The organism is Halomonas elongata DSM 2581, from assembly GCF_000196875.2.
Classification (GTDB): Bacteria; Pseudomonadota; Gammaproteobacteria; order Pseudomonadales; family Halomonadaceae; genus Halomonas; species Halomonas elongata.
Genome location: NC_014532.2, coordinates 2,104,199 through 2,127,102, shown reverse-complemented (window position 1 = coordinate 2,127,102; position 22,904 = coordinate 2,104,199). Strand labels below are relative to the sequence as shown.

At 57.2% G+C, this 22,904-nt stretch carries 16 protein-coding genes and 3 tRNA genes; 8 read left to right on the top strand and 11 right to left on the bottom strand.

What is annotated here, in order from left to right; genetic code table 11:
- The first annotated feature begins 218 nt into the window (after positions 1 to 218).
- Entirely contained in the window at positions 219 to 4,664 is a 4,446-nt protein-coding gene (locus HELO_RS10080; protein WP_041602525.1) for an amino acid adenylation domain-containing protein, read from the top strand.
- A gap of 97 nt (positions 4,665 to 4,761) precedes the next feature.
- Positions 4,762 to 6,132, top strand: a complete 1,371-nt coding sequence (basC, locus tag HELO_RS10075) for a putative histamine N-monooxygenase (RefSeq protein ID WP_013332580.1) — start codon at positions 4,762 to 4,764, stop codon at positions 6,130 to 6,132.
- Between the two features lie 214 nt (positions 6,133 to 6,346).
- On the opposite strand, the gene HELO_RS10070 is transcribed toward basC, so the two are convergent.
- Complete coding sequence (locus HELO_RS10070; protein WP_109637442.1) at positions 6,347 to 7,366, bottom strand: GlxA family transcriptional regulator; 1,020 nt, start codon at positions 7,364 to 7,366, stop codon at positions 6,347 to 6,349.
- Between the two features lie 241 nt (positions 7,367 to 7,607).
- Here HELO_RS10070 and HELO_RS10065 point away from each other — a divergent pair, with 241 nt between their 5' ends.
- Positions 7,608 to 8,561, top strand: a complete 954-nt coding sequence (locus HELO_RS10065; RefSeq protein ID WP_109637440.1) for a Hint domain-containing protein — start codon at positions 7,608 to 7,610, stop codon at positions 8,559 to 8,561.
- A gap of 296 nt (positions 8,562 to 8,857) precedes the next feature.
- On the opposite strand, the gene HELO_RS10060 is transcribed toward HELO_RS10065, so the two are convergent.
- Positions 8,858 to 9,742 carry a dihydrodipicolinate synthase family protein gene (locus HELO_RS10060; protein ID WP_013332579.1) on the bottom strand — a complete coding sequence of 295 codons (885 nt, stop codon included), beginning with the start codon at positions 9,740 to 9,742 and terminating at the stop codon, positions 8,858 to 8,860.
- 51 nt (positions 9,743 to 9,793) lie between these two features.
- A complete protein-coding gene (locus HELO_RS10055; protein WP_013332578.1) occupies positions 9,794 to 10,573 on the bottom strand; it encodes an aldolase in 780 nt (259 codons plus the stop codon).
- Positions 10,574 to 10,675: 102 nt separating this feature from the next.
- On the opposite strand from HELO_RS10055, the gene HELO_RS10050 reads away from it, so the two are divergent.
- The 3 genes from HELO_RS10050 (at position 10,676) to HELO_RS10040 (ending at position 12,911) form a co-directional block, all read left to right on the top strand.
- The gene (locus HELO_RS10050) at positions 10,676 to 11,251 is read left to right on the top strand and encodes a helix-turn-helix domain-containing protein (protein WP_049786295.1); all 576 of its coding nucleotides are present in this window, start codon (positions 10,676 to 10,678) and stop codon (positions 11,249 to 11,251) included.
- 123 nt (positions 11,252 to 11,374) lie between these two features.
- Positions 11,375 to 12,124, top strand: coding sequence for a DUF4336 domain-containing protein (locus HELO_RS10045; RefSeq protein ID WP_013332576.1), 750 nt, complete (start codon positions 11,375 to 11,377; stop codon positions 12,122 to 12,124).
- Positions 12,125 to 12,137: 13 nt separating this feature from the next.
- Entirely contained in the window at positions 12,138 to 12,911 is a 774-nt protein-coding gene (locus tag HELO_RS10040; RefSeq protein ID WP_013332575.1) for a response regulator, read from the top strand.
- Positions 12,912 to 13,069: 158 nt separating this feature from the next.
- Here HELO_RS10040 and adhP read toward each other — a convergent pair whose 3' ends face one another.
- Together adhP and exaC are read right to left on the bottom strand one after the other, a co-directional pair.
- The gene (gene adhP / locus HELO_RS10035) at positions 13,070 to 14,086 is read right to left on the bottom strand and encodes an alcohol dehydrogenase AdhP (RefSeq protein ID WP_223248527.1); all 1,017 of its coding nucleotides are present in this window, start codon (positions 14,084 to 14,086) and stop codon (positions 13,070 to 13,072) included.
- A 117-nt stretch (positions 14,087 to 14,203) separates the two neighbouring features.
- Positions 14,204 to 15,724, bottom strand: coding sequence for an acetaldehyde dehydrogenase ExaC (exaC, locus tag HELO_RS10030; RefSeq protein WP_013332573.1), 1,521 nt, complete (start codon positions 15,722 to 15,724; stop codon positions 14,204 to 14,206).
- A 139-nt stretch (positions 15,725 to 15,863) separates the two neighbouring features.
- Between exaC and HELO_RS10025 the strand changes: the two genes are divergently transcribed.
- Positions 15,864 to 16,547, top strand: coding sequence for a LuxR C-terminal-related transcriptional regulator (locus HELO_RS10025; RefSeq protein ID WP_013332572.1), 684 nt, complete (start codon positions 15,864 to 15,866; stop codon positions 16,545 to 16,547).
- Positions 16,548 to 16,729: 182 nt separating this feature from the next.
- Here HELO_RS10025 and HELO_RS10020 read toward each other — a convergent pair whose 3' ends face one another.
- Positions 16,730 to 18,196, bottom strand: coding sequence for a hybrid sensor histidine kinase/response regulator (locus HELO_RS10020; protein ID WP_013332571.1), 1,467 nt, complete (start codon positions 18,194 to 18,196; stop codon positions 16,730 to 16,732).
- Positions 18,126 to 19,322: a nitric oxide-sensing protein NosP gene (nosP, locus tag HELO_RS10015; RefSeq protein WP_049786218.1), complete on the bottom strand. Its 1,197-nt coding sequence runs from the start codon at positions 19,320 to 19,322 to the stop codon at positions 18,126 to 18,128. Before nosP ends, HELO_RS10020 begins: the two co-directional genes overlap by 71 nt.
- A 952-nt stretch (positions 19,323 to 20,274) precedes the next feature.
- Here nosP and HELO_RS10010 point away from each other — a divergent pair.
- Positions 20,275 to 21,501, top strand: a complete 1,227-nt coding sequence (locus HELO_RS10010; protein ID WP_013332569.1) for a Hint domain-containing protein — start codon at positions 20,275 to 20,277, stop codon at positions 21,499 to 21,501.
- Between the two features lie 424 nt (positions 21,502 to 21,925).
- Here HELO_RS10010 and HELO_RS10000 read toward each other — a convergent pair.
- From HELO_RS10000 to pgsA, 4 genes are all read right to left on the bottom strand, one after another.
- Positions 21,926 to 22,012, bottom strand: a tRNA-Leu gene (locus HELO_RS10000).
- Positions 22,013 to 22,054: 42 nt separating this feature from the next.
- Positions 22,055 to 22,128, bottom strand: a tRNA-Cys gene (locus HELO_RS09995).
- Between the two features lie 27 nt (positions 22,129 to 22,155).
- Positions 22,156 to 22,230: transfer RNA gene (locus HELO_RS09990), tRNA-Gly, on the bottom strand.
- Positions 22,231 to 22,292: 62 nt separating this feature from the next.
- Positions 22,293 to 22,841, bottom strand: a complete 549-nt coding sequence (gene pgsA / locus HELO_RS09985) for a CDP-diacylglycerol--glycerol-3-phosphate 3-phosphatidyltransferase (RefSeq protein WP_013332568.1) — start codon at positions 22,839 to 22,841, stop codon at positions 22,293 to 22,295.
- Between the last annotated feature and the right edge of the window lie 63 nt (positions 22,842 to 22,904).

Here is a 22,904-nt window from a genome sequence, read left to right as displayed (position 1 = left end):
ATTCCTTAGACGCATAAAGGAGTGGCTGCTGGAACAGTTCTGCCTCTTGAAGGTGGCGGCAGCTACCGCTTTGTACTCGCTCATGAGTCGATCCCTTTTGGCAGATTCGGTTGTGTTTCCAGCAGCCTCGCTGACGGCAGGCCTACGTTGACGTTGACGGCTCCCTGTGAATGAGTTTATAAATGTAAATGATTTTGATTGTCAAATGCGATTTAGTGATGCGAGAACTGACTCCAATGCAGGCTGCCTGTTGGTCGGGCCGCCACAATTCAGCCTTCATGGGTGGTGTCGCAGCGCATCTCTATGTCGAGCTGGATGGCCATCATGTCGATGTCGAGGGCTTGAGGTCTGCGCTCGGGCGCCTATACGGCCTTCACCCGATGCTGAGGCTATGCGTGACTGCCGAAGGGCAGCAGAGGGTGAGTGGAGCCAGCCCTAGGGGGCTGCTGGAGGTGGACGATTTTCGCGACCTGCCTCGTTCGGAGGTCGAGCAGCGGCTGGAATCCAAGCGGCATGAATGGTCGCACCAGAAGCTCGATCTGTTGCATGGCCAGGCAGCCCGGTTTTCCATCAGTCTGTTGCCCGAAGGGGCTACGCGCCTGCATGTGGATACGGACATGATTGCCATCGATCCTTCCAGCTTCTGTCTGCTGATGGAGGATCTCGCGGGTTTCTATGAGAACCCTGAGAAGGAAGTGGCGTCACCGCCGACTTTCTTTGAATGGCACGACAGCATGCGTGCCAGCGACGATCATCGGGTCGCGGTCAAGCGGGACCGCCAATGGTGGAGCAGACGACTGGAATCAATATCTCCGGCGCCATCGCTGCCACTTCATGACATGCCTCCGGAGGAGCCTCGCAGTACACGTCTGGCTTGCTGGCTTGGGCCGGGGCAGCGTGCGGCGCTGCGCCGGCTGGCTGGTGAGCATCAGGTGACCCAGGCAGCATTGATGCTGGGATTGCTCGCGATCAGCCTGGGACAGTCGACCGGTGATCGGCGCTTTCGGCTCAATGTCCCGATGTTCTGGCGAGCACCGACCATCGCCGGCGTCGAGCGAACTGTCGGAGAGTTCTCGAATGTGTTGATTCTCGATGTCGATCTCGATCAGGCGGATACACCGGCGGGTCTTTGCCGAGGGCTCGCGGAGCAGTTGAACGCTTTGTTGACGCATTCTTCCTATGCCGGCGTGAATGTCATGCGAGACCTGTCTCGCCACCATGGCAGTCCTCAGCTTGCACCCATCGTCTTTACCGCTGCCATGGATCTGCCCCAGGGCGAGCTGCTATCGGAGCGGGTGCGGAGAAGCCTGGGAACGATGGGCTGGACCATCTCGCAAGGACCGCAGGTTGCGCTGGATGCTCAGGTGGCTGCGGTCGATGGCGGCATTCTCATCAATTGGGACATCCGACTGGACGCGCTTCCCGAACACTGGGTTAACGCCGCTTTCAATCGGTTTACCTCCCTGGTGTGCGGGATTGCTGACGGAGAAAGGAAACTCGATGAATCCTTCCACCGGAACAGGGTGGTTACCGAAGGAGAGGTCGTCATGACGGGTAAGTCTGAAAGCTCGGAAGCATTGCCGCTGACTTCATTGCAGCAGGCCTACCTGCTGGGGAGAGGGAAGAGCCAGCCGCTTGGCGGTGTCGCCATGCAAGAGTTCAGGGAGTACCGCGGTCAACTGGCTGCCGATGTATTGCGCCAGCGCCTTGCCGATATGGTACGGCAACATGCTGCGTTGCGGACCCGGATCGATGCCAGGCGGCTTACCCAATGGGTCGACGACGAACCACGCCTCAACCTGGAAGAAATCGATCTCGGTGGCATGTCCCGTCAGGACGCTCTGCAGCATATCGACGCCCGGCGTGACAGCTATACGCACGCGCTATTCGATCTTGAGCATGCTGCACCCTGGAATGTGACCATCTTCCATCTGCCAGAGGAGGATGGTGGGGATAACCTGGTCGTCTTTACGCGCTTCGATGCCTTGATCCTCGATGGTTGGTCCATTGCTGCCTTGATGCGAGAGCTCTTCGAGGGCGAGCGCCCCGTTCGGCCAGCCGTTGCTGGAGGCAAGGAGGACGGCAAGTCGCGGCGGGAAGATGACATGGCTTACTGGAAGGCGAAACTCGCGCCCGTGACCGCTCCGCCTTGTTTGCCCTGGCGCCGTCCTCTCGACCGGATCACCAGTAGCCGTTTCGAGCGTCAGAGCCGTGTGTTACCCCCCGAAGTCTTCAGGGCAGTGTCGAAGAGCGGTACCCACCAGGGGTTGTTCAAGAACTCGGTCATCATGGCACTGGTCTTCGAAGTGCTCTCTCATTGGCTCGACGAAGGTGACCTCTGCGCGGGGATCCCCGTTGCGCCCGGGAATGCTGGATCCTATGCCAATCACTCGAGTTTCATTGCCGTCCACTGGAGACCCGGGCAGGGTGGCTTCGAAGAGCGGGCGTCCAGCCTGCAGCATGACATCCTCGAGGGGCTGGAACACCTGGCGTACTCCGGTATCGATATCGCCCGGGAACTGTTCGAACGGATGGGGGTAGCGCCAACCCTGCCTGTTGTCGTCACCAATGGCCTGTCATGGCCAGTGGCGGGCAAGGACAGTGCGATGCGCTTGCATACAGGCCTGACCCAGACGCCCCAGGTGGCCATGGATATCCGCTTCTCCTGCAATGCCGAGGGAGCCCTGGTATTCGACATCGACTACGCCTGTGAAGCCCTGGAAGGCGAAATGGTGAGCGATATTCTCACGGCTCTGGAGAAGGCCTTTCACGCCGTATCAGCAGCGGGCTGCCTGACGTGTGAGACTCGCTCGATCATCGATACTCGACACTATCATTTCAATGCCATCGAGGCGGACCGGCAGCACGGACGGTTTCTCCCGTCGATCGCCGCCAACATCCTTACTGAGGGGAATCACCGCACGGCCATCATCAGCGGTGATCGTCATATCGGCTATTCCGAGCTGGGCGGCATGGTGAGTCGTATCATGGCGGCCATGCAGGCGAGGGGGCTGAAGCAGGGCGAGGTCGTGGCCATCTGCCTGCATCGTGGCCCGGAACATACAGCGGTCACACTCGCCTGCGCCTTGCTGGGCCTGGTATGGGTGCCGATCGACGCGGCTTCACCACCCGACCGGCTCGACTATCTACTGTCGAATTGCCTCCCGCGTCTTGTCGTGGCGCCGGAGGGCCTGGAGACAGGGCAGGCTAGCGTATCGCCGCAAGAGCTCCTGGCTGCCGAGCCGTTCATTGGGTGCCTCGACTGGGAAGCGCTGTCTGTGAGCGAGGAGCCAGCCTTCTATCTTTATACGTCGGGCACCACGGGGAAACCGAAATGCGTGGTCTTGACCAACAGGGCCACGGCGAACGTCATTGGCTGCACGCTCGATGAATGGGAGGTTACGGCCGACGATGTCTTCATCTCCGTCACTCCCTTGCATCATGACATGTCGGTTTTCGATATCCTGGGCAGCCTGGCTGCCGGGGCAACCCTCGTCCTTCCCGAGCCAGGAGAAGAGAAGGATGCAATGCGCTGGAATCGGCTGATCGAGCAGCATGGTGTCACCCTGTGGTGCTCGGTCCCTTCGATTCTCGAGATGCTGCTTTCCTGTCGACGGGGCAATGGACTACAGAGCCTGAGGCTGATTGCCCAAGGTGGCGATTACATCAAGCCGGCTGTCATTGCCGATTTACGTCGATATCTTCCCGCGGCCCGCCTTGTCTCCCTGGGTGGGCCGACTGAAACAACCATCTGGAGCATCTGGTACAACATCGGTGCCGAGGATGTTGCCGCCATTCCTTATGGCACAGCATTGCCCGGCAATGCCCATTTCCTGCTCGACGACCGTGGTGAGCATTGTCCTGTTGGGGTGGCTGGGAGAATTCATACGGTCGGTGTCAATGTCGCGCTTGGCTATCTCGAGAATGGACGTCTTACGCACAACGACTTCGTGACGATTCAGGATGACAAAGGTAATAGCGTGCGTGCCTTCCGCACCGGCGATCGAGGTCGGTTTCGTCGTGATGGGGTTCTCGTCTTCGATAGCCGTGTCGATGGCTACGTCAAGATACGCGGTGTGCGCGTATCGTTGCCAGATATCGAGAATGCATTGCTCCACCATGCTGCCATTCGGCATGTGCTGGCCGTGAACTACGGCGAGGAGAGGCAGGGCGACAGCAACATTGGCGTGATTTACGTTGCCGAAGATGGGGCCGAGTTGTCGAGTGCCCAGTTGCGCGACCATGCGCGGCAGCACTTGCCGCAGTCACACGTGCCGGCACGTTTTGTGCCCGTGCCCCGCATACCGCTTTCAGCCAACGGCAAGCCGGATCGCCGGTATGCCCGCAGCCTGCTGCTCGGCGCTGAGTCTGAACCTGGACACCAGCCGGCAGTGGCCGTCACGGAAGAGACGCGAGCCGGCGAGGTTCTCTCGATCTATCGCAATGTACTGGGGCTTGCTCCCGACGCGGGCCTTGGAGCGCATTCCGACTTCATCGAAGCCGGCTTGCGGCCACAGCACCTACGTACCGTCGCGTCGCGGCTGGAAGAAGCATTCTCGGTCACGTTATCGCCCCAACTGCTGGCGCGCTGCCGCAATGCCGGTGACGTCACACAGTTGCTTGATCGGGCTCCGGTCACTCAGCCCGGTTGCTTGGAGGAATAAACTTTCCGGTCGAGAGACTGGGGTGAGAAGTGTCAGTTCACCGGCAATCGGCCGTGTCGCAATTCTGGCTGTGGGCATGCATACAAGGAGCTGGACGATGGATATAGAACCACTTGACCTGGCAGGGGTTGGCATTGGCCCCTTCAACCTGGGGCTGGCGGCACTGCTGGCTCCCCATTCGAGTATCAGAAGCCTGTTTCTGGAGCGAAAGGGCGACTTTCGCTGGCATGAAGGCATGATGCTGCCGGGTACGACTTTGCAGGTCCCTTTTATGGCTGACCTCGTGACCATGGCCGATCCCTCGAACCCTCTGAGTTTTCTCAATTATCTGCATGTTCATGATCGGCTTTACCAATTCTATTACCATGAAAGCTTTCATATTCCGCGCGAAGAATATGACCATTACTGCCGGTGGGTATCCCGGCAGCTTTCTTCCTGCCGTTTCGGTGAGGAGGTGTCCTCCGTAAGCCATGATGCAAGCTCTGATACCTTCGTCATTGAGAGTCGGCTGACTACAGGAGAATTTCGTCGTTACCGCAGTCGTCATCTTGCGATCGGAGTCGGAACGGTTCCGTGGCTTCCACAATGGGCAAGAGCGCATACGTCGGCGCCCCTCATCCATTCAGCCATGTTTGCCGACTGGCAGGAGCAACTTTCAAAATGCCGTCAGGTCACGGTGGTGGGCTCGGGCCAGAGTGCCGCCGAGTGTGTTCTGGCGCTCTATCGTGCGCTGACCCCGGAAATGATCGAGGCCGGTGCTGCGGTGCGCTGGATTACCCGTTCAGCCGGTTTCCATCCTATGGAGCATTCGAAACTTGGGCAGGAGTGCTTCACTCCGGCATACATGAGTTACTTCCACGACATTCCACGCGAGAAGCGGCGCGAGATTGTGGAGGGGCAAGGATTGCTCTACAAGGGGATCAGCTTCTCGACGATTGCCGAGGTCTTTGACCTGATGTACGAGCGTTCGGTCGGAGGGCGCGACCCAGGCCTGTCTCTGGCCGCGAACTGCGAGGTCACTTCTGTCGAGGAGACGGCTTCGGACAGGCTACGGATCACGCTGCGCCATGGGCCTCTGAATCAGACCGTTTCAGTCGAGAGTGATGCCATCGTCGCGGCGACAGGCTACCGGCATGCCTGGCCGCAATGGTTCGATGAGCTGAAGTCGACGATCCTGGAAACCGATGCCCATGGGGATGCCATCGTCGAGGCGGACTTCACCGCACGCCGTCGGGATGGATCAACGGGACGGGTATTCATCCAGAATGCCGAGATCTTTCAACATGGAGTAGGCTCCCCCGATCTGGGGCTTGGTGCGTATCGCAATGCCACCATCATCAATCAGTTACTCGGTCGGAACTATTATCGTATGCCGGCTCGGTCCGCATTTCAGGAGTTTGGTCTGCCTGTATGCAGCGCTGATGCTGATGATGAAAAGAGATCCTCAGAGGGTGTGGCCATGTTGTAGAAAGTATTGAGAATCCGGGCCTAAAGTCCCCACCATACAGGCTCATGGTGGGGCGAGATGTTGCTGTCGGAATCCCGCAATTCCTGGAGCTCGTCTGCGCCATGCTTGTCAAGGCGGCGAAGATGCCTCTTCACCGTACCCGTTCACGTGTGAGGCTCCCTCTTAGGGGTAACTGACCATATTCTCGATCTACCATATATGTACCTACATGCATTTATTGCTCACCTCTCACGAATGGGTTAGTGAGAGGTTTGTCAGGCTGGTTTTCTGCATGATAACTTTTCCGGTAGTTTCCAGGAGTCATTGAGGTATGTTTGATAAATGATCTACGCATTTTTTGGCTAGATGAGAAGCCGCTTTTGAAAGCAATGGTTTTCAAAGGAAGATTTGTTTCCATGATCAAGTTGATAGCTTTTTCTAGTCTGCGGAACTCAATGTACATTGATGGTGAAATGCCAACTTCTTTACTGAATATTCTGTTTAGGTTCCTGGTGCTCATGGCATGTCGCTTGGCAATATTTTCTACTGTTAGTTCCTTATCAAGGTTCCTCTCAATATGCTCTCGTATTTCCCTGATTTTCGTGGATTTTTCGCTGGCCAGGGCGCGGCCTGGACTGTGGGGTATACCACCCAAGTCATACTTGTAGATTGAAGTTGATTTTTTTATTTTATTTGCCATGTCATCGCCATAGTCCATGGCGATAAGCTTTAAAGCAATTTCGATCGCTGAGCTCAGGCTGTAAGATGTCCATATCTTATCTTCCTTGAGTTGGGGTGAGTCATATTCAAGCTCTACATGAGAAGAAATGTTGGCGAAGTTGTTTTTTGTTTGGCTGGGCTTGTTTTCTTGGAGATTAAACTCCTTTGTAGGCGAGGGGGTTCCTGATAGCAATGCAGCTATTCGTTTGGCTCTAGGAAAAGTTGTTTTTATGGAGCCAAAGGAATATGGGTTAATGAGCAAGCTTTCATGGTGATCCTTTGACCCAGCAATAACCAAGGTGTCGGATCCTTCCCCTGCATTGTTTATGCTCTGTGCCGATACGCACATGACGGAATCAGAGGGGACAATTCCTTCTTCATAAGAGATGATGCGGAACCTGTAGGCTTCTATAGGCCCATTGCTAAGCATGTATTTATTTGCGACACTAAGTGCAGATAAGAATCCAGCCATCTCAAGAGAGCTAAACCCAGGTGTCACCAATAAGTCAATCTCGTTCGGCATGGTTGCAAGCATTCTCTAAACATCCAAAGTTTTATAAGACCCTTCTTCCCTGTGTTCTAAGTTAAAGGCATCAGCTATGCGCTCATAGCAGAGGATATGGGCGATGTCTTGATTTGATTTCAGTGTGTCCGATTTTGAGGTCATTGTGACCTCACAATCTTATTTTTTTTATTACGATTGAAGTGCCCGACCAAGGGGCAAGGGAAAACTTTGCTTATCGCATTCGCGAGGCGAAGTTGTTGGGAGCGGTCGGATGAAGGTGAGAGCGGCTGCCGCTTACTTGAGTCGAACGTTTGTTTGGGGTGTGAAAGTGATCAAAATTGAAGATTTAGACCCGAAAAATCCTGGAAGTCCAAATGATTGGCTAGATAAAGTAAATGAATTTGATGGTGGTATTAACGGTCAGGACTACCAGTCAGATTATGATAATGTTATGCAGCTATCCAGGTTATATGATAAGGCGGGAGACATTGCAAATGAGTCACGGAGCGCTGAGGTTCAGGGAAAAATAGAGAGTATAGCTAGTAATCTGGCCGACCGTTCTCTTAACTGGAGATATGATAGCGAAGAAGAACAGTCTAACATCCAAGAGATGCTAGAAAAGATAGCGAGTGGCAATACGGTTCACTGTTTTGCTGCCGGCACGCTAATTGACACCCCCGAAGGTGAGGTCGCCGTTGAGACGTTGGCAATTGGCGATAGCATCCTGACGGCCAGCGGCGAAACCATCACTATCAAGTGGGTTGGCCGCAATACAGTAAGCAATGCCACGGCCGCTCCGGATCGCCAGCCGGTACGCATTCGGGCTAGAGCACTAGGTGAAGGCAAGCCGCACCGTGATTTGGTGGTCACCGCTGGTCATGGTTTGGTAGTCGATGGTCTGGTGATTAACGCTGCAGCGCTGGTTAATGGTGGCTCCATTGACTATATGCCATGGGATGAACTTGGTGAACTAGTTACTTATTACCATATCGAGACGGAGAAACATGAGGTGATTTTGGCCAACGGTATCGAAGCCGAAACCTACATCGATTATGTCGACCGTCGAGCATTCGATAACTATGCCGAGTACGTTGCTTTATATGGCATTGAGACTCGAATCGTCGAAATGCCATCTCATAGGATCTCGGCGAGACGCATGCTCCCGCTTGTCTTGCGTCAGCGGCTCGGTATTGATATGTCAGCCTTTGAGGCTGAAACGACCTAGCATGTCTTCTGCCGCTTGGGCAGTTAGAGTGTATTAAGCATTTCTTGCTCCCCACAAAGTTTCGCCCCCGATGATCACTTCTCGATTTGGGGGCGTCTCCGTGTTGTGGCATATTGAGAAACTGTCAATAGGAATAAGTATGATAGGGAGCAGGACGGTACTCTAATCGGCTGTTGGACAGAGTAGTGCCCCGCGGGGCGGGACACATGGGGAACATGTCGGGTGGTCAGGAAGGTTAGTTTCTTTCTCGCGGATGCCTGCTGGGCAGCTGGTGCTGCCCTAATGCAGGTCGCCTTTCAATGCAGGTCATTGAGCATCCCTTGTAGCTGACGACATTCCTCGGCATTCAGTGCGCTCAACGGTCGTCTCGGGGCTCCGGCTTCAATTCCCGTCAGGCGCAGGCCAGCCTTTATCGTGCTGGGCAGGCCACCACGCAGGATGAAGTCCAACAGGGGCAGCTGCCGGTAAAATAGGGCTTTTGCCTTGTCCAGTTGCCCTTCGCTTGTGGCCGTGTACAGCTGGCAGTTCAGTTCTGGAATGAGATTGGGGGCAGCAGTACACCACCCCTTTGCTCCGGCAACAAACGCTTCCAGGGCCAAGGGATTACAGCCGTTGTAGAAGGGCAGTTGTCCCTGTGAACGCAGATGCAACTGATGCATTCGCTGAATATCCCCCGTGCTCTCTTTAACCATGGTCACGTTGTCCACCGAGTTGACGATGCGCATGATCAGATCGACGGACATGTCGATTCCGCTGGTCCCGGGGTTGTTATAGAGCATGATGGGAATGCCGAGCTGATCGCCCACAGCACGGTAATGCTCAAAGATCTCCTCTTCACTGAGCTTCCAATAAGAGATCGGCAGTACCATGACGGCATCGGCACCGTGCTCTTCGGCAAATCGGGCACGGCGTAGTGTACCTGCGGTGGTCAGATCGGAGACGCTGACAATCGTAGGAACACGTTGATTGACTTGAGTCAGCGTGAATTTCGCTACGGCCTCCCACTCCTGTTCAGTGAGGTAGGCTCCTTCGCCGGTACTGCCTAGAGGTGCGATTGCGTGAACGCCGCCTTCGATCAGCCGCTCGATAGAATGGCCGAGAGCCGGTAAGTCGAGATGCCCCTCTGCATCAAAGGGAGTAATGGTGTAACCGATGATACCGTGAATGGCCTGTGCAGACATCGTGGGTTCCTCTGGATTCGAAAAAGTGGAGGGCAAGAGCTTCGTGATAGATCAACTCAAACAATCACTGTGCTGACGCAAGGCTCGGCGTGCGTAATAGTTGAAAGCGGCGCCATGGCGTTTGGGCTTTGAAATCCAGTCGTGGGCTTCGCGGCCCAGCTCTGGCGGGATGGAGCGGATCTCGCCAGCCGACATCGCCAAGAGCTGTAGCTTGGCGGCGCGTTCAATCAACATGGCGATAACGCAGGCCTCCTCGATCGACTGCCCGGTGGACAGCTGTCCGTGGTGGGCCAGCAGGATGGCGCGCTTATCGCCCAAGGCCTCAGAGATGATCTCGCCTTCCTCGTTGCCCACTGGCACGCCTGGCCAACTCTCGAGAAAGGCGCAGTCTTCAAAGAGTGGGCATATATCCATGTGTGACACAGCCAGCGGCACTTCGAGCATCGATAGGGCTGCAATATGCAATGGATGCGTATGGATGATGCAGTTCACATCGTTACGAGCTCGATAAACCCAGCTATGGAAGCGATTCGCTGGATTAGGAATGCCGTTTCCTTCAAGGACATTGAGGTCTTCGTCTACCAGCAACAGGTTGTTGGCGCTGATCTCGTCGAACCCCAATCCAAGACGTTGGGTGTAATAGGTTCCAGGCTGGGGGCCGCGAGCCGTGATCTGGCCGGCGAGTCCCGAGTCGTGCCCACCGTCGAAGAGGATCCGGCAGGTCAAGGCCAGTTTTTGGGTGTCGGTCCAGGTATTATCACTGAGGCCGGTCCTCATTTGCTTTTCAGCGTTGCGGACCAGTTCATCTTTGGGTGTCTGCATGGTCGTCATAACATGTCCTTATCGCTGCGAGTGGTGAAGCCGAGGTGCTGCTTCTTGCTAGGTGAGGCTATAGCTTGATGACACATCGGAGCGTATATGACACAATGTGTCATGCGCAAACAGAAATTGAGAGTGCTTGGTAGTGCGACGTCTATGCGATTGAAATTATTGAGGAAAAAACTTGGTGTGACATTGGAGGCTCTGGCGGAAGGGACTGGGCTAAGCAAGAGCTACCTGTCGAAGGTCGAACGGGGGCTGAATAACCCATCGATAGCCGCAGCGCTCAAATTGGCCAAGGCGTTGAACGTCCAGGTCGAGGAGCTGTTCTCTGATGAGCCTGGTACACAGCAGAGCTATAGCATCGTGCGTGCCGAGCAGCGCGGGACCTTGACCCATGACAATGACGGTTTGTCCTATGCGTCGTTGGCCAGAAGGGTGAGTGAACATCAGTTGCTTCCGTTCATGCTCTACCCGAACACCGAATTCAACCATTCGGCTTTCAAGGAACACATGGGTGAAGAGTTCCTGTTTGTGCATCGTGGGCAGGTGGAAATCGACTTCATGACGGAACGTGTCACGCTCAATACTGGGGATGCGCTGCATTTCGACGCTCAGCGGCCTCATAGAATCCGCTCCTTGGGTGATTCCACCGCTGAGTTGTTAGTCGTTGTCGACGGTCATGTTTGACACGGTATGACGGTTGGAGGTCAGAGGAGGCTGGATACCGCCTTGACCGTCCCGATAAGCCTGCCGCGCCCCATGGGACAGTTGGCGGCCGAATGCCTCATACCGAAAACGCGGAGAATAGCGATGCCTCGAGCGGCTCGGCTGGAACAGGTAGACGACGGTATCTGGATAGTGGACGGCCCCATTGTCAGTTTTTACGGATTTCCCTATCCCACTCGCAGCGTGATCGTGCGCCTGCCAGATGGAACGTTATGGGTATGGTCGCCCATTCCCTTGGATGACGAACTGATGGCCGAGGTGTCGGGGTTGGGGCCGGTGGCGCATCTGGTCAGCCCCAACAAGCTTCATCATCTAGGTCTGGAGGAATGGCGGGTGGCCTTTCCGGCAGCCAAGCTTTGGGGCTTGCCGTCAACGGTCCGGAAATGCCGTGACCTGCGCTTCGATGGCGTCCTGGACGACATGCCACCGCTTGCCTGGCGTGGCACCATCGAGCACGTCCAGTTTCGCGGTTCGCCCTTGCTTGAGGAGATGATCTTCTTCCATCGGCCATCTCGTACGGTCCTGCTGGCCGATCTGAGCGAAGCCTTGAGCCGTGACTTCCTGGCGCGCCATTGGGCGCCGTGGCAGCGGCTGATTGCCCGCCTGTGGAGCATCACCGAGGCGGCGCCGAAGGCCCCGCTCGAGGTGCGGTGGTCCACCATCCGCCGGAGTGTCGCGCGAGCCGCGATCCACCGCCTGCTCGCTTACGATCCCGAGAAAGTCATCATGGCCCATGGTGTCTGGCAGCGGAGCCATGGCCGTGCCTTTCTGGAACGGACTTTCTCGTGGCTGTCACCTGTATCGCCTTCCATGTCCGGGGAGGTGCCTCGATAAGGAGTGTTGAATCATGATGGTAAGCAGATACTTGTTGCTCCTGGCATTTGGAGTGATTACGGCAGTGCCCGCCTACGCGATCGACCGTGAACAGGGGCTCGAGCGAGTCAGGGAACAGTTGACACAGTCCTGTGCGGAGGGGGAGCAGGCTTCCTGCCTGGGCGTCGAGACGTCCCGATGTGGACGCCTCGCGGAGGAGGTGGTGCAAGCCTGTGCGGAACACTTCTACCCAGCAGAGCAAGAGCATATGGCCGCCTTTGGCGATTGCATCGGTCGCCAGACCCGACAGCGCACTGGCGTATCGGAGGCCGAGTTACAGTCGTGCCAGACCCACGCCGAGGGCGCGTCACATTCCCCTTCTTCCCCCGAGGAGGCGATGCGTGGCCTCGAGGACGCTCAGGCCGTCATGGCTCAGGACGCCGAAGCTACGCAGGACAAGGTGGCACTCCCGTTATATCCGAACCACGAACTGACGGCACACCACCAGGACATGAGCAGAATGCCTGGTCTTGATGATGAACCGCTTGGAGATGAAGCGGTGCCTGTCGTCATGATGACTACCTCCGATGCCGTAGAGGACGTCGCAGCCTTCTATCAAGATCGGTTGGACGGATTCACGTTATATCGGGCGGCTGAGGATGACGTCACCTTTGCCAAAGGTATGCCGGAAGATATCACGCCATCCGACTTTCGACGCTGGATGAAGGCACTAGCATTGCATGAGCATGTTGCGATCTATCGGCTGTCGGGGCAGACGCATATCGAGGTGGGGTATCGGCCTGAGTAGGGTTGCATGGTCGAGGGAGGGTGTTCCCTGGTGCTGGCATTCCTCGCAAGCGATCGCCTTGGTGCCAATCGCCATCGGCAAAAAAGTACCACCCATCAGGAAATGTCTTGCCCGATGGGTGGCAATGTGGCGGATCAGAAGTGTTTCCGCCGGAGGGTTTAGCCTGCCAGGTCGAGAACGATGCGTCCCTCGATGTGTCCCTGAGTCATTTGGTCGAACACCGTATTGATATTTTCAAGTTTTTCGGTTTTCACCGTGGCCTGGACCTTCCCTTCACCGGCGAAGTCCAGCGCCTCCTGGAGATCGAGCCGGGTACCGACGATCGAACCACGCACAGTGATACCATTGAGCACCATGTCAAAGATCGGCAGGGGGAAATCGCCCGGCGGCAGGCCGTTGAGAGCCACGGTGCCGCCACGACGGATCATGCCCAGCGCCTGCTCGAAGGCTTTGGGCGATACCGCAGTGACGAGTGCCCCATGAGCGCCGCCGATCGTCTGCTTGAGGTAACGGGCGGGGTCGGTTTGCATGGCGTTGACGGTGATCGTTGCCCCCAGCCGCTCGGCGAGTGCGAGCTTGGCATCGTCGACGTCAACTGCGGCGACATTCAATCCCATAGCCCGGGCGTACTGCACTGCCATGTGGCCCAAGCCACCGATACCGGAAATCACCACCCATTGCCCCGGTCGGGTGTCGGTCATTTTCAGGCCTTTATAGACGGTGACTCCAGCACACAGCACTGGGGCGATCTCGACGAAGCCGACGTTGTCGGGCAGCTTCCCGACGTAGTCTGCTTGGGCCAGGGTATATTCGGCAAAGCCACCGTTGACCGAATATCCAGTATTCTGCTGAGATTCGCACAACGTCTCCCAACCACCGAGGCAGTGCTCGCAGTGCCCGCAGGTAGAGTATAGCCAGGGTACCCCGACCCGATCTCCTTCCTTGACGTGCTGGACCCCTCTACCTACGGCGACCACGTGACCGACACCTTCGTGGCCGGGAATGAAAGGCGGTTCCGGCTTCACCGGCCAATCGCCACGGGCTGCGTGAAGATCGGTATGGCAGACGCCTGAAGCGGCGACTTTGACCAGAATCTCGCCAGGGCCGGGACGCGGTACCGGGACTTCCTCGATGACCAGCGGTTCGCGGAAGGTCCGAACGACGGCGGATTTCATTGTGCTGTCCACTGTGTGTCTCCTCTGCTGTCAGGGGCGGGGCCCGCCAGGCCTGGCACCGATCGACTATGATCCTTGGCCAGCCCCGGCAGGCTTTGGGGGTGTGAGGCCGTTGTCTCAGAAGAAACCGAGCGGATTGGTGTCGTAGCTGACCAGCAGGTTCTTGGTCTGCTGATAGTGCTCAAGGGCCATCTTGTGGGTCTCGCGACCGACGCCGGACTTCTTGTAGCCCCCGAAGGCGGCATGTGCCGGATACTGGTGGTAGCAGTTGGTCCAAACCCGGCCGGCCTGGATGCCGCGTCCCATGCGGAAGGCCACGTTGATGTCGCGACTCCACACCCCGGCCCCCAGGCCGAACTCGGTATCGTTGGCGATGGCCAGCGCCTCGGCTTCGTCCTTGAAGGTCGTCACCCCGACCACCGGGCCGAAGATTTCCTCCTGGAAGACACGCATCTTGTTGTGCCCCTTGAGCAAGGTCGGCTGGATGTAATAGCCCTTGTCGTAGGCGGGATCGAAGCTTTCGCGGTCACCGCCGGTAAGGAACTCGGCGCCTTCCTCGCGGGCGACATCCATGTAGGACATGATCTTGTCGAACTGCTCCTGGGAGGCCTGGGCACCGACCTGGACGTCAGTATCCAGCGGATTGCCGCGCTTGATCGCCTTGGTGCGCTCGACCACCCGGGCCATGAAGTCGTCGTACATCGACTCCTGGATCAGCGCCCGGCTCGGGCAGGTACACACCTCGCCCTGATTGAGGAAAGCCAGCACCAGCCCCTCGACTGCCTTGTCGATGAACTCGGGCTCGGCCTGCATGATGTCGGCGAAGTAGATGTTGGGCGACTTGCCGCCCAGCTCCACGGTGGAAGGAATGATATTGGCGGCGGCGCATTTGAGGATGTGCGAGCCCACCGGCGTGGAGCCGGTGAAGGCGATCTTGGCGATGCGCTTGCTGGTCGCCAGTGCCTCGCCGGCCTCGGCGCCATAGCCGTTGACCACATTGACCACGCCGGCAGGCAGCAGGTCGCCGATCAATTTCATCAGCACGAGGATCGAGGCCGGAGTCTGTTCGGCGGGCTTGAGGACCACGCAGTTGCCGGCGGCCAGCGCCGGGGCCAGCTTCCAGGTGGCCATCAGCAGTGGAAAGTTCCAGGGAATGATCTGTCCCACCACTCCCAGCGGCTCATGGAAGTGATAGGCCACGGTGTTGGCGTCGATATCGGCCGCCGTGCCTTCCTGGGCGCGAATGCAGCCGGCGAAATAGCGGAAGTGGTCGACGGCCAGGGGAAGATCGGCGTTGAGCGTCTCGCGCACCGCCTTGCCGTTGTCCCAGGTTTCGGCGACGGCAAGCATCTCGAGGTTATCCTCGATGCGCTGGGCGATCTTCAGCAGCAGGTTGGCACGTTCGGTGGCGGAGGTTCGTCCCCAGTCGGGAGCGGCGGCGTGGGCCGCGTCGAGGGCAAGCTCGATGTCCTCGGCACCGGAACGGGGGATCTCGCAGATCACCTCGCCGTTGACCGGGCTGACGTTGTCGAAATAACGCCCCTGCACCGGCGGCACGAACTCGCCCCCGATATAGTTGCCGTAACGCGCGTCGAAATTGATCAGGGCATCGGGCGTACCGGGATTGGCGTAGATCATGGTTGTGCTCCTGTAATGAACGTTATCATTGTGGGTATCGCCACAGAGAGTCTTGGTCACGTTCCGGTAATACGACATACTTCCGTGGCAGGAGAGAGCCTCCTCCTTCAGTAGGAGGCCGGATGAGGAAGCCCGAGCGATGCACACTCTGCTGGTTGCCGACGACCACCCAATGTTTCGCGATGCCATGGTTGGAGCGATTGCCGCCGCTCTGCCAGGCAGTCGTGTACTGGAGGCCGACAGTCTGGCCGCAGCGGTTCGTCAGGCAGAAAGCCATGACGAGCTGGACTTGCTGTTGCTTGATCTTGGGCTACCCGATGCCCAAGAACTGGCCGGACTGCAGCAGTTGCGTGAGGCCTTGCCCGGGCTGCCGGTCGCGATCATCTCCGCCGAACAGGGCCGGGAGACCGTTCTTGAGGCTATTCGGCTGGGGGCTGTGGGCTACATCCCCAAGTCGACGCCACGTGACGATTTGATAGCCGCCTTGCAGCAAGTGCTCGAGGGACAGATGTATCTGCCGGCGGACATCCTGCGCCGCCCACCCACCCCGGTTGCCTCCTCACGCTGCGAGCCGGCCGCCGATCTCGAGAGCTCAGCACTGGCACAGCTCACTGCCAAGCAACTGCAGGTGCTTGAACGCATGACCTGCGGTGACTCCAACAAACAGATCGCTCGTGAGTTGAACATTGCCGAAACCACCGTCAAGACTCATGTATCGGCGATCCTTAATAAACTTGGTGTCAACAGCCGAATTCAGGCGATCCTCGCTGCCCGAGAGCACGACCTTGCTTTTCACTCCCAACCGATGCGTCAGCCGCGTTGATGGCGGTGAAAAGACTAGGCCCTGAGACAGGGCTCTTTCATTAGATAGCTGGCGGGCGAGGACTGGCACAGAGATGAGGTTGGATCTGCACGGCATGTCCAAGAATCAGCATGGATCATCGTGCCGGCGCGGAACGGGGCCCGGAAGGAAGTAGGGGAGCTGGGATAGGAGGGCATGATGGCTCAACGCTCGAGCAGGTTGAGCAACTGCATCTTCAGCCGTAGTGGTTTGACCGGTTTGAGCAGGCAGCCATATCCCAGTTCCCTGGAGCGAGCCGTGATGGCTGCGTCGTGGTTGGCGGTGACCAACAGAACCGACAGCGACGGCCACGTCTCGCATAGCTTCTGTGCCACACTCAGGCCGTTGGGTCCCGGCTGGTCCAGGTGGTAGTCAACAATCAAGAGATCCGCTCCAATGGCGTCCTGATCTTCGGTCGCTCGACTTAACGCGTCGAGCGACACAGCGGTGACTACTTGGCATCCCCATCCCCCGAGCAGCGCTTGCATGCCGTCGAGTATCGTCGGGTCGTTGTCGATCACCCACACTCGTATGCCTGCCAATCGTTCGTCGACGGGCAGTGTTCCGGACGGGGCCCGCGTCACTGGCTCTGCCGCCAACTGGCCATAGGGTACCAGCACCGAGAACGATGAACCGTGCCCCGGCACCGAGTGCAGTGTCAGCGGATGAGAAAGCATGGTAGCGATGCGGTCGACGATCGCCAGACCCAGGCCCAGGCCTCGCTCCCGGCCTTCATCGCGGGTATCGGCGCGGCGGAATTCCTGGAAGATCGCCTCGCGTTGACCGGCATCGATGCCCGGGCCGGTATCGCCGACAATGATTTCGAGTCCCTGCGGACGTCGCCGGCAGCCCAGCAGCACACGGCCGTGCCGGGTGTAACGGATGGCGTTGGTGAGGAAGTTGCGCACTACCCGTGCCAGCAGCTGCAGATCGGAGTCGATTACCACATTGCAAGGTACATAGTGCAGTGTCAGGCCTTGGGACGCCGCGACCTGGTGATATTCCTCCGCTAGTGCATCGAGCAGCTCGCCGGCAGCGAAGGGGGCGATATCGGGTTTGAGTACTCCGGCGTCGAGGCGAGAGATGTCGACCAGCGTGCCCAGGAGTGTCTCGACGTCCTTGAGCGAGCGGCTGATCTGGCCGACCAGGGTGCGCGATGCCTCGGGTACTTCATGGTCGGCCAATGCACTGGTGAACAGGCGTGCGGCGTTGAGAGGCTGTAACAGGTCATGACTGACTGCAGCCAGAAACTTGGTCTTCGACAAGTTGGCCGTCTCGGCGTCTTGCTTGGCCTCGCGCAGGCGCTCTTCAATGTTCACCCGACTGCTGATCTCATCGCGTAGTTGAGTGTTGACCTGGCCGAGTTCGTCGAGGGTGTGGTGCAGCGTCTCGGTGCGCTCGCGAACCTGTTCGGCGAGCAGTACCGTATGTTCGAAGGCGGTATAGGGGGCGCCGCTTGCCGCTCCGCTCGATTCGACGCGTTCGATCAGCGCATTGCAGATGCGTCGTAACCGGTCGTTTTCGGCGAGCAGCTCGCTTTCCCGTGGGGTAGCCGCCGGCTCAGACTCCACCTGGCGACCGGGGGTGTCCAATAGCCACCCCGGTGAAGGTCTGGTTGATGTGCATGCCATGGTGCTGTTCCCCGTAGGTATTGAAGCCGACCACTTTCTGTCGGCTCAGTAGCTGTGACGCCTCTGCCAACTCGTCCAGTGCCTCGATTTCCAATCGACGCAGGAAACAGTCGCAGCCGATGATCAGCGTTGGTGGTCCCAAGCGCTCGGTCAATCCATCGAATACGGCATTCAGATCGTCAAGGAGCGGTGCCGGCTGCATCGCGGTGAGCACGATGCCATTCTCCACGGCACAGAAGAAGGTCAGGCTGTCGTCGGGATTGACCCGCTGGATGGAGCGTACGTAATAGGCGTCGCCGATCCGCACGGCCAGAGGGTGACGAGCAAAGACCGACTCGCCGAGATCCCTGATGTCGCACCCCACCAGGCGGGCGTATTCTTCAGCCGCTGGTGCGGCGTTGAGCTCACAGACGGTACGCTGGCTGCAGTCGGCACGTGTCACTACCAGCTTCTCGTGGCGCGGGCGCAGGTGATGGGTACTGAACACCTCGAATGGCAGTGCGGTATTGATCATCACCACCACTGCCGCCTGATCATGGAAGCGCCCTCGATGAAAGACGTGCGTATGTGCCAATCGATTATCGTCGCCGGCGGAGCCTCCAAAGCTGGGGATGCTGCCCAAGGCTGCATCCAGTGTCGCCAATACCTGCTCTTCGTTGCTCGAGAGACCATCGAGCAAGGTAAGCGCGAAACTGTGGCCGCCGGTTGGCGCCACCGCCTGCTGGCGGCAGTCATTGAGCAGAGTGTCGGTAAGGCGTTGAGCGCGGATCAAGTCGAAATGTTCCAGATCGTCGATCAGCGCCTGGGAGACAGCACAATGGCGTCGGTCGAAGCCGATCGCCACGATCCCGCCACGGCTGTAGCCATGTGGCGTGATCTCGCCGGCTGTGGTGCAGCCACTTACCGGCACATCGCTGAAGACGTTCTGCAATGCCTCGCCGAGTGCTTCCAGTGGATATTCGGTGCTGCAGAAAAACAATACGGCACTCAGGTGCGCATGTCGGAGGGAGGCGGCCAACTCCATCGCGGCATGGGTAGGATCTGAAGCGTAGCTGCAGGCAGTACGCAGGGCTTCACCGGTTTGCGGTTCGAGCGCCACGCGTTTGGTCGTGGGTATGTCGAGCATGGCGGCAATCTTGGCGTCATTGTGTTCTTTGGGCAGTGTATGCCGTCGGCTCTCGCCACGGCAATGATCACATCGGGGACGACGCACTCACAATGGACCACGAATGTTTAACTGCAAGGTTCCGGGGTGAGGGGGCTTGCTTGACCCATCATCGGTTGTAGTTGCCAGTCGGCTCGCCTTGATCCAGAGCCTCTTATCGAGCTGGGAAATGGTCACCATCCTGCTCGAGGTGATGGAGTGTTCTTTCCGCCTTATCCTAGGGAGGCAGGGGCGCTGTGCATCTAGGAGCATGCCGGAAAACAGATGCGTGAATTAAGGATAGGGATAAGGTGGCTGGCTATATGAGCGCCACCTTTTTTATTCTATATTGATGTGATTCTATCAGGTTTCGTTAATTTGCGTAATTAGCCTTCCTTGTACAACCTTGTTCATGTCATGAAGCCATCCTTCATGGCTGCCCTGATTTGTTTGCCTGGCGTCCGCGTCAGGCTTTTGTTTTTGCGGTATCCTGGAGATGGGAATTGTTTTTGTTCTCGGTGTTTTATGTCTCATAAGCTTATTGATTCATGGCTAAATTAACGGTTGTAAAATAAGCGCATTTTTACTTTTTCAGTATTTAGGGTTTTAATTTTTGCATTGTTAATTCAGGTAACTTTTATTTAATGTGTGGCTTGACAATGCAGTTCTCGTGTCTATCTTGAAAAAACATGCTCTTTATTTGATCTAGAGATAAGCGATAAGGTCTTGTTTTCGGCTGTCTTGAAAGCCTGAGGGCGGTTTTTTGTGCTCATGAGTTTTGGTTTTTGATTTTCGTTAATTGCGTGGTGGTCTCTTGTAGAAAACTAAGGTTTCTGTGCTAGGTTGATAGTCGCATTCCACAGAATAGTGTGTGATGTGACGCAGCAAGACGAACAATAATTTACAAGATTTGACTCTGAGAAGGGGGAGCTATATGGCTACGCTTCTGCAGTTTGACTTGGGTGATGACGAAACAAGAACCATTTCGGACAGCGATGGAGATCCAGACCAGGAATACACCGTCGAGATTGGCGTACTAGGAAGCGGGGAGTTGATCGTCGATGGTGTGACTGCCACAGTCACTTCAGTTTCAAGCATTGAAGCTGGCTCGACTCCCACCTTCACTGCCACCAACGGTGGTGACTTGACGATGGACATGGATCTGCTGGATGCCAGTCAGCTCAATAGTTTCACCTACAACATTGAGGGTGCAAGCCACATAACGCTTGATGGCTCTACTCTCGACACACTAAGTGATCCTCTAAACAGTTATACCATCAATTATTCGGAGGCTGGACAAGGGTCCTTCACCTTCAATCAACCGGATGTGGGGCTACTGGACAGCGCCAGCTTTGACGTCAATAACATACAGGCGGGGGATGAACTCAATATCGGTAGTGGGGACTGGAGCCTGGATGGCGCAACCGCCGATGATGCCTACCATGATGGCTCCTTGCATATCACGCAAGGGGATGGTGTAACTGCGACCCAGGTGAATGCCAGTATCGAGATGACGCAGGCCGAGTTCGAGGAGTTCAAAGCCAATCAGGACACTTATCTCTCAGGTGGCACCTATACGCATAATTGCTTTGCCGCAGGAACGATGATCGCTACCCCCGATGGCGAGGTACCTGTGGAGTCGCTGTCGATCGGTGATCCGGTGTTAACTGCCAGTGGCGAGGTGGTGCCGGTGAAGTGGATCGGTCGCCAGTCCGTTCATCGTCTCTTTGCGGGTGGGCAAACGCCGGTGCGGATCAAAGAAGGGGCTCTGGCGCCTGGGCAGCCCAATCAGGATCTCATCCTCACAGCCAACCACGGTGTCATTATCGATGGCCTGGTGATCAATGCGGGGGTGCTGGTCAATCACGACACGATCGATTACCTGCCGTGGAGTGAAATGCCTGCAGCGATCACCTATTATCACATCGAGACGAATACTCATGAGGTGGTGATTGCCAATGGCACCGAGGCCGAAACCTACATCGACTATGTCGATCGCCAGGCATTCAGCAACTACAGTGAATACGTGGCGCTCTATGGCATCGAGACGCGAATCGTGGAGATGCCTCGTCACCGTATCTCGTCACGTCGCTTGGTACCCCAGTACCTGCGTGAACGCTTGGGTATCGAGGATATGGCAATGAAATCTCGGATAGCGTAACGGAACGCAATAAGACAGTTCGGTTACTTTATTCATGCTCTGGCCCGCCTTATCAGGCGGGCTTTTTCATGTGTGTCTCGTGCCGGGGAGGAAAGGCTAGGCATGCAGGTGTGACTGGTGGGTCTGTCCGCAAAGCTATGGGCTATTTCCCCGGGCTTCGTAGGCACTGGCCGTCTTGCCCCCCGATATTCAGTGGCTTCCGACTCGAGCTGGGCCAGGGTGGTATCAGACGTTGGGCGCTTCTTGATCTGGGAGCGCTTCATGGCTTGCTCTTGTACTCCGAGGACCAAAAGGGACAGTCGGGTGCCAACCACGTGGTGGTGGCTTGAGCAAACACGGTGTCATTCTCGAGGAGCAGGGCATACCAGAACTGCACGAGACAGGGCTCTCGAGGACACACGTCAGACAATCTCGATCAGCGGTCTGGTGCCCGGAGTCGGACTCGAACCGACACGGTGTTGCCACCGAGGGATTTTAAGTCCCTTGCGTCTACCAATTTCGCCATCCGGGCGGGGGTCGATCAGATTGGATAGATGATACGGGGAAGGGGAAATGGAGGCTGGAGTCGGAATCGAACCGGCGTACACGGAGTTGCAGTCCGCTGCATAACCACTCTGCCATCCAGCCTCTTGGAGTCTTGCCATTCTCGAGGAATGGAGCGGGAAACGAGATTCGAACTCGCGACCCTCGCCTTGGCAAGGCGATGCTCTACCACTGAGCTATTCCCGCTCGACTCGAGGACGCATTATACGGATAAGTTGGTGACTGTCAAACGCTTTTCCGTGACGCCCTTACATCGAGCGAGTCAGATGCGGCCAGGCGGCACGCAGGTACTGGACCATCGACCAGAGCGTCAGCAGCGCGGCCACATACAGCGTGACGACGCCCAGTATGGCGATGGGGGTGCCCGGTGCGAAGGCCAGCAGCAGCAGCAGGGCGACCATCTGAAGCGTGGTCTTGAGCTTGCCGATCCAGGAGACCGCCACCTTGCCGCGCTTGCCCATCTCGGCCATCCATTCGCGCAATGCCGAAATGACGATTTCGCGACCGATGATCACCAGTGCCGGCAGGGTCAGCCAACTGGCGTCGTAGCGCTCGATCAGCAACGCCAGGGCCACCGCGACCATCAGCTTGTCGGCAACCGGGTCGAGGAAGGCGCCGAACGGCGTCGACTGGTCCCAACGGCGCGCCAGAAAGCCGTCCAGCCAGTCGGTCACCGAAGCCAGGGCAAAGAGGACGGCGGCCACTGGCATGCTCCACGAGAAGGGCAGGTAGAAGAACACCACCAGCAGCGGAATGAAGATGATTCTGGCCAACGTCAGGAGATTGGGTATGTTCATCGGAGCTGCGGTCCTTGCCTTGAAGGGGAGATGCCGGAAAAAACCCGTCCATTCTATCCGCCT

What these genes read in the sequence shown, in the direction of transcription:
- HELO_RS10080 (WP_041602525.1), top strand. Translation starts at nt 219, where the DNA reads ATGCGAGAACTGACTCCAATGCAGGCTGCCTGTTGGTCGGGCCGCCAC.
- basC (WP_013332580.1), top strand. Translation starts at nt 4,762, where the DNA reads ATGGATATAGAACCACTTGACCTGGCAGGGGTTGGCATTGGCCCCTTC.
- HELO_RS10070 (WP_109637442.1), bottom strand. Translation starts at nt 7,366, where the DNA reads ATGCTTGCAACCATGCCGAACGAGATTGACTTATTGGTGACACCTGGG.
- HELO_RS10065 (WP_109637440.1), top strand. Translation starts at nt 7,608, where the DNA reads ATGAAGGTGAGAGCGGCTGCCGCTTACTTGAGTCGAACGTTTGTTTGG.
- HELO_RS10060 (WP_013332579.1), bottom strand. Translation starts at nt 9,742, where the DNA reads ATGTCTGCACAGGCCATTCACGGTATCATCGGTTACACCATTACTCCC.
- HELO_RS10055 (WP_013332578.1), bottom strand. Translation starts at nt 10,573, where the DNA reads ATGACGACCATGCAGACACCCAAAGATGAACTGGTCCGCAACGCTGAA.
- HELO_RS10050 (WP_049786295.1), top strand. Translation starts at nt 10,676, where the DNA reads ATGCGCAAACAGAAATTGAGAGTGCTTGGTAGTGCGACGTCTATGCGA.
- HELO_RS10045 (WP_013332576.1), top strand. Translation starts at nt 11,375, where the DNA reads ATGCCTCGAGCGGCTCGGCTGGAACAGGTAGACGACGGTATCTGGATA.
- HELO_RS10040 (WP_013332575.1), top strand. Translation starts at nt 12,138, where the DNA reads ATGATGGTAAGCAGATACTTGTTGCTCCTGGCATTTGGAGTGATTACG.
- adhP (WP_223248527.1), bottom strand. Translation starts at nt 14,086, where the DNA reads ATGAAATCCGCCGTCGTTCGGACCTTCCGCGAACCGCTGGTCATCGAG.
- exaC (WP_013332573.1), bottom strand. Translation starts at nt 15,724, where the DNA reads ATGATCTACGCCAATCCCGGTACGCCCGATGCCCTGATCAATTTCGAC.
- HELO_RS10025 (WP_013332572.1), top strand. Translation starts at nt 15,864, where the DNA reads ATGCACACTCTGCTGGTTGCCGACGACCACCCAATGTTTCGCGATGCC.
- HELO_RS10020 (WP_013332571.1), bottom strand. Translation starts at nt 18,196, where the DNA reads ATGGCATGCACATCAACCAGACCTTCACCGGGGTGGCTATTGGACACC.
- nosP (WP_049786218.1), bottom strand. Translation starts at nt 19,322, where the DNA reads ATGCTCGACATACCCACGACCAAACGCGTGGCGCTCGAACCGCAAACC.
- HELO_RS10010 (WP_013332569.1), top strand. Translation starts at nt 20,275, where the DNA reads ATGGCTACGCTTCTGCAGTTTGACTTGGGTGATGACGAAACAAGAACC.
- pgsA (WP_013332568.1), bottom strand. Translation starts at nt 22,841, where the DNA reads ATGAACATACCCAATCTCCTGACGTTGGCCAGAATCATCTTCATTCCG.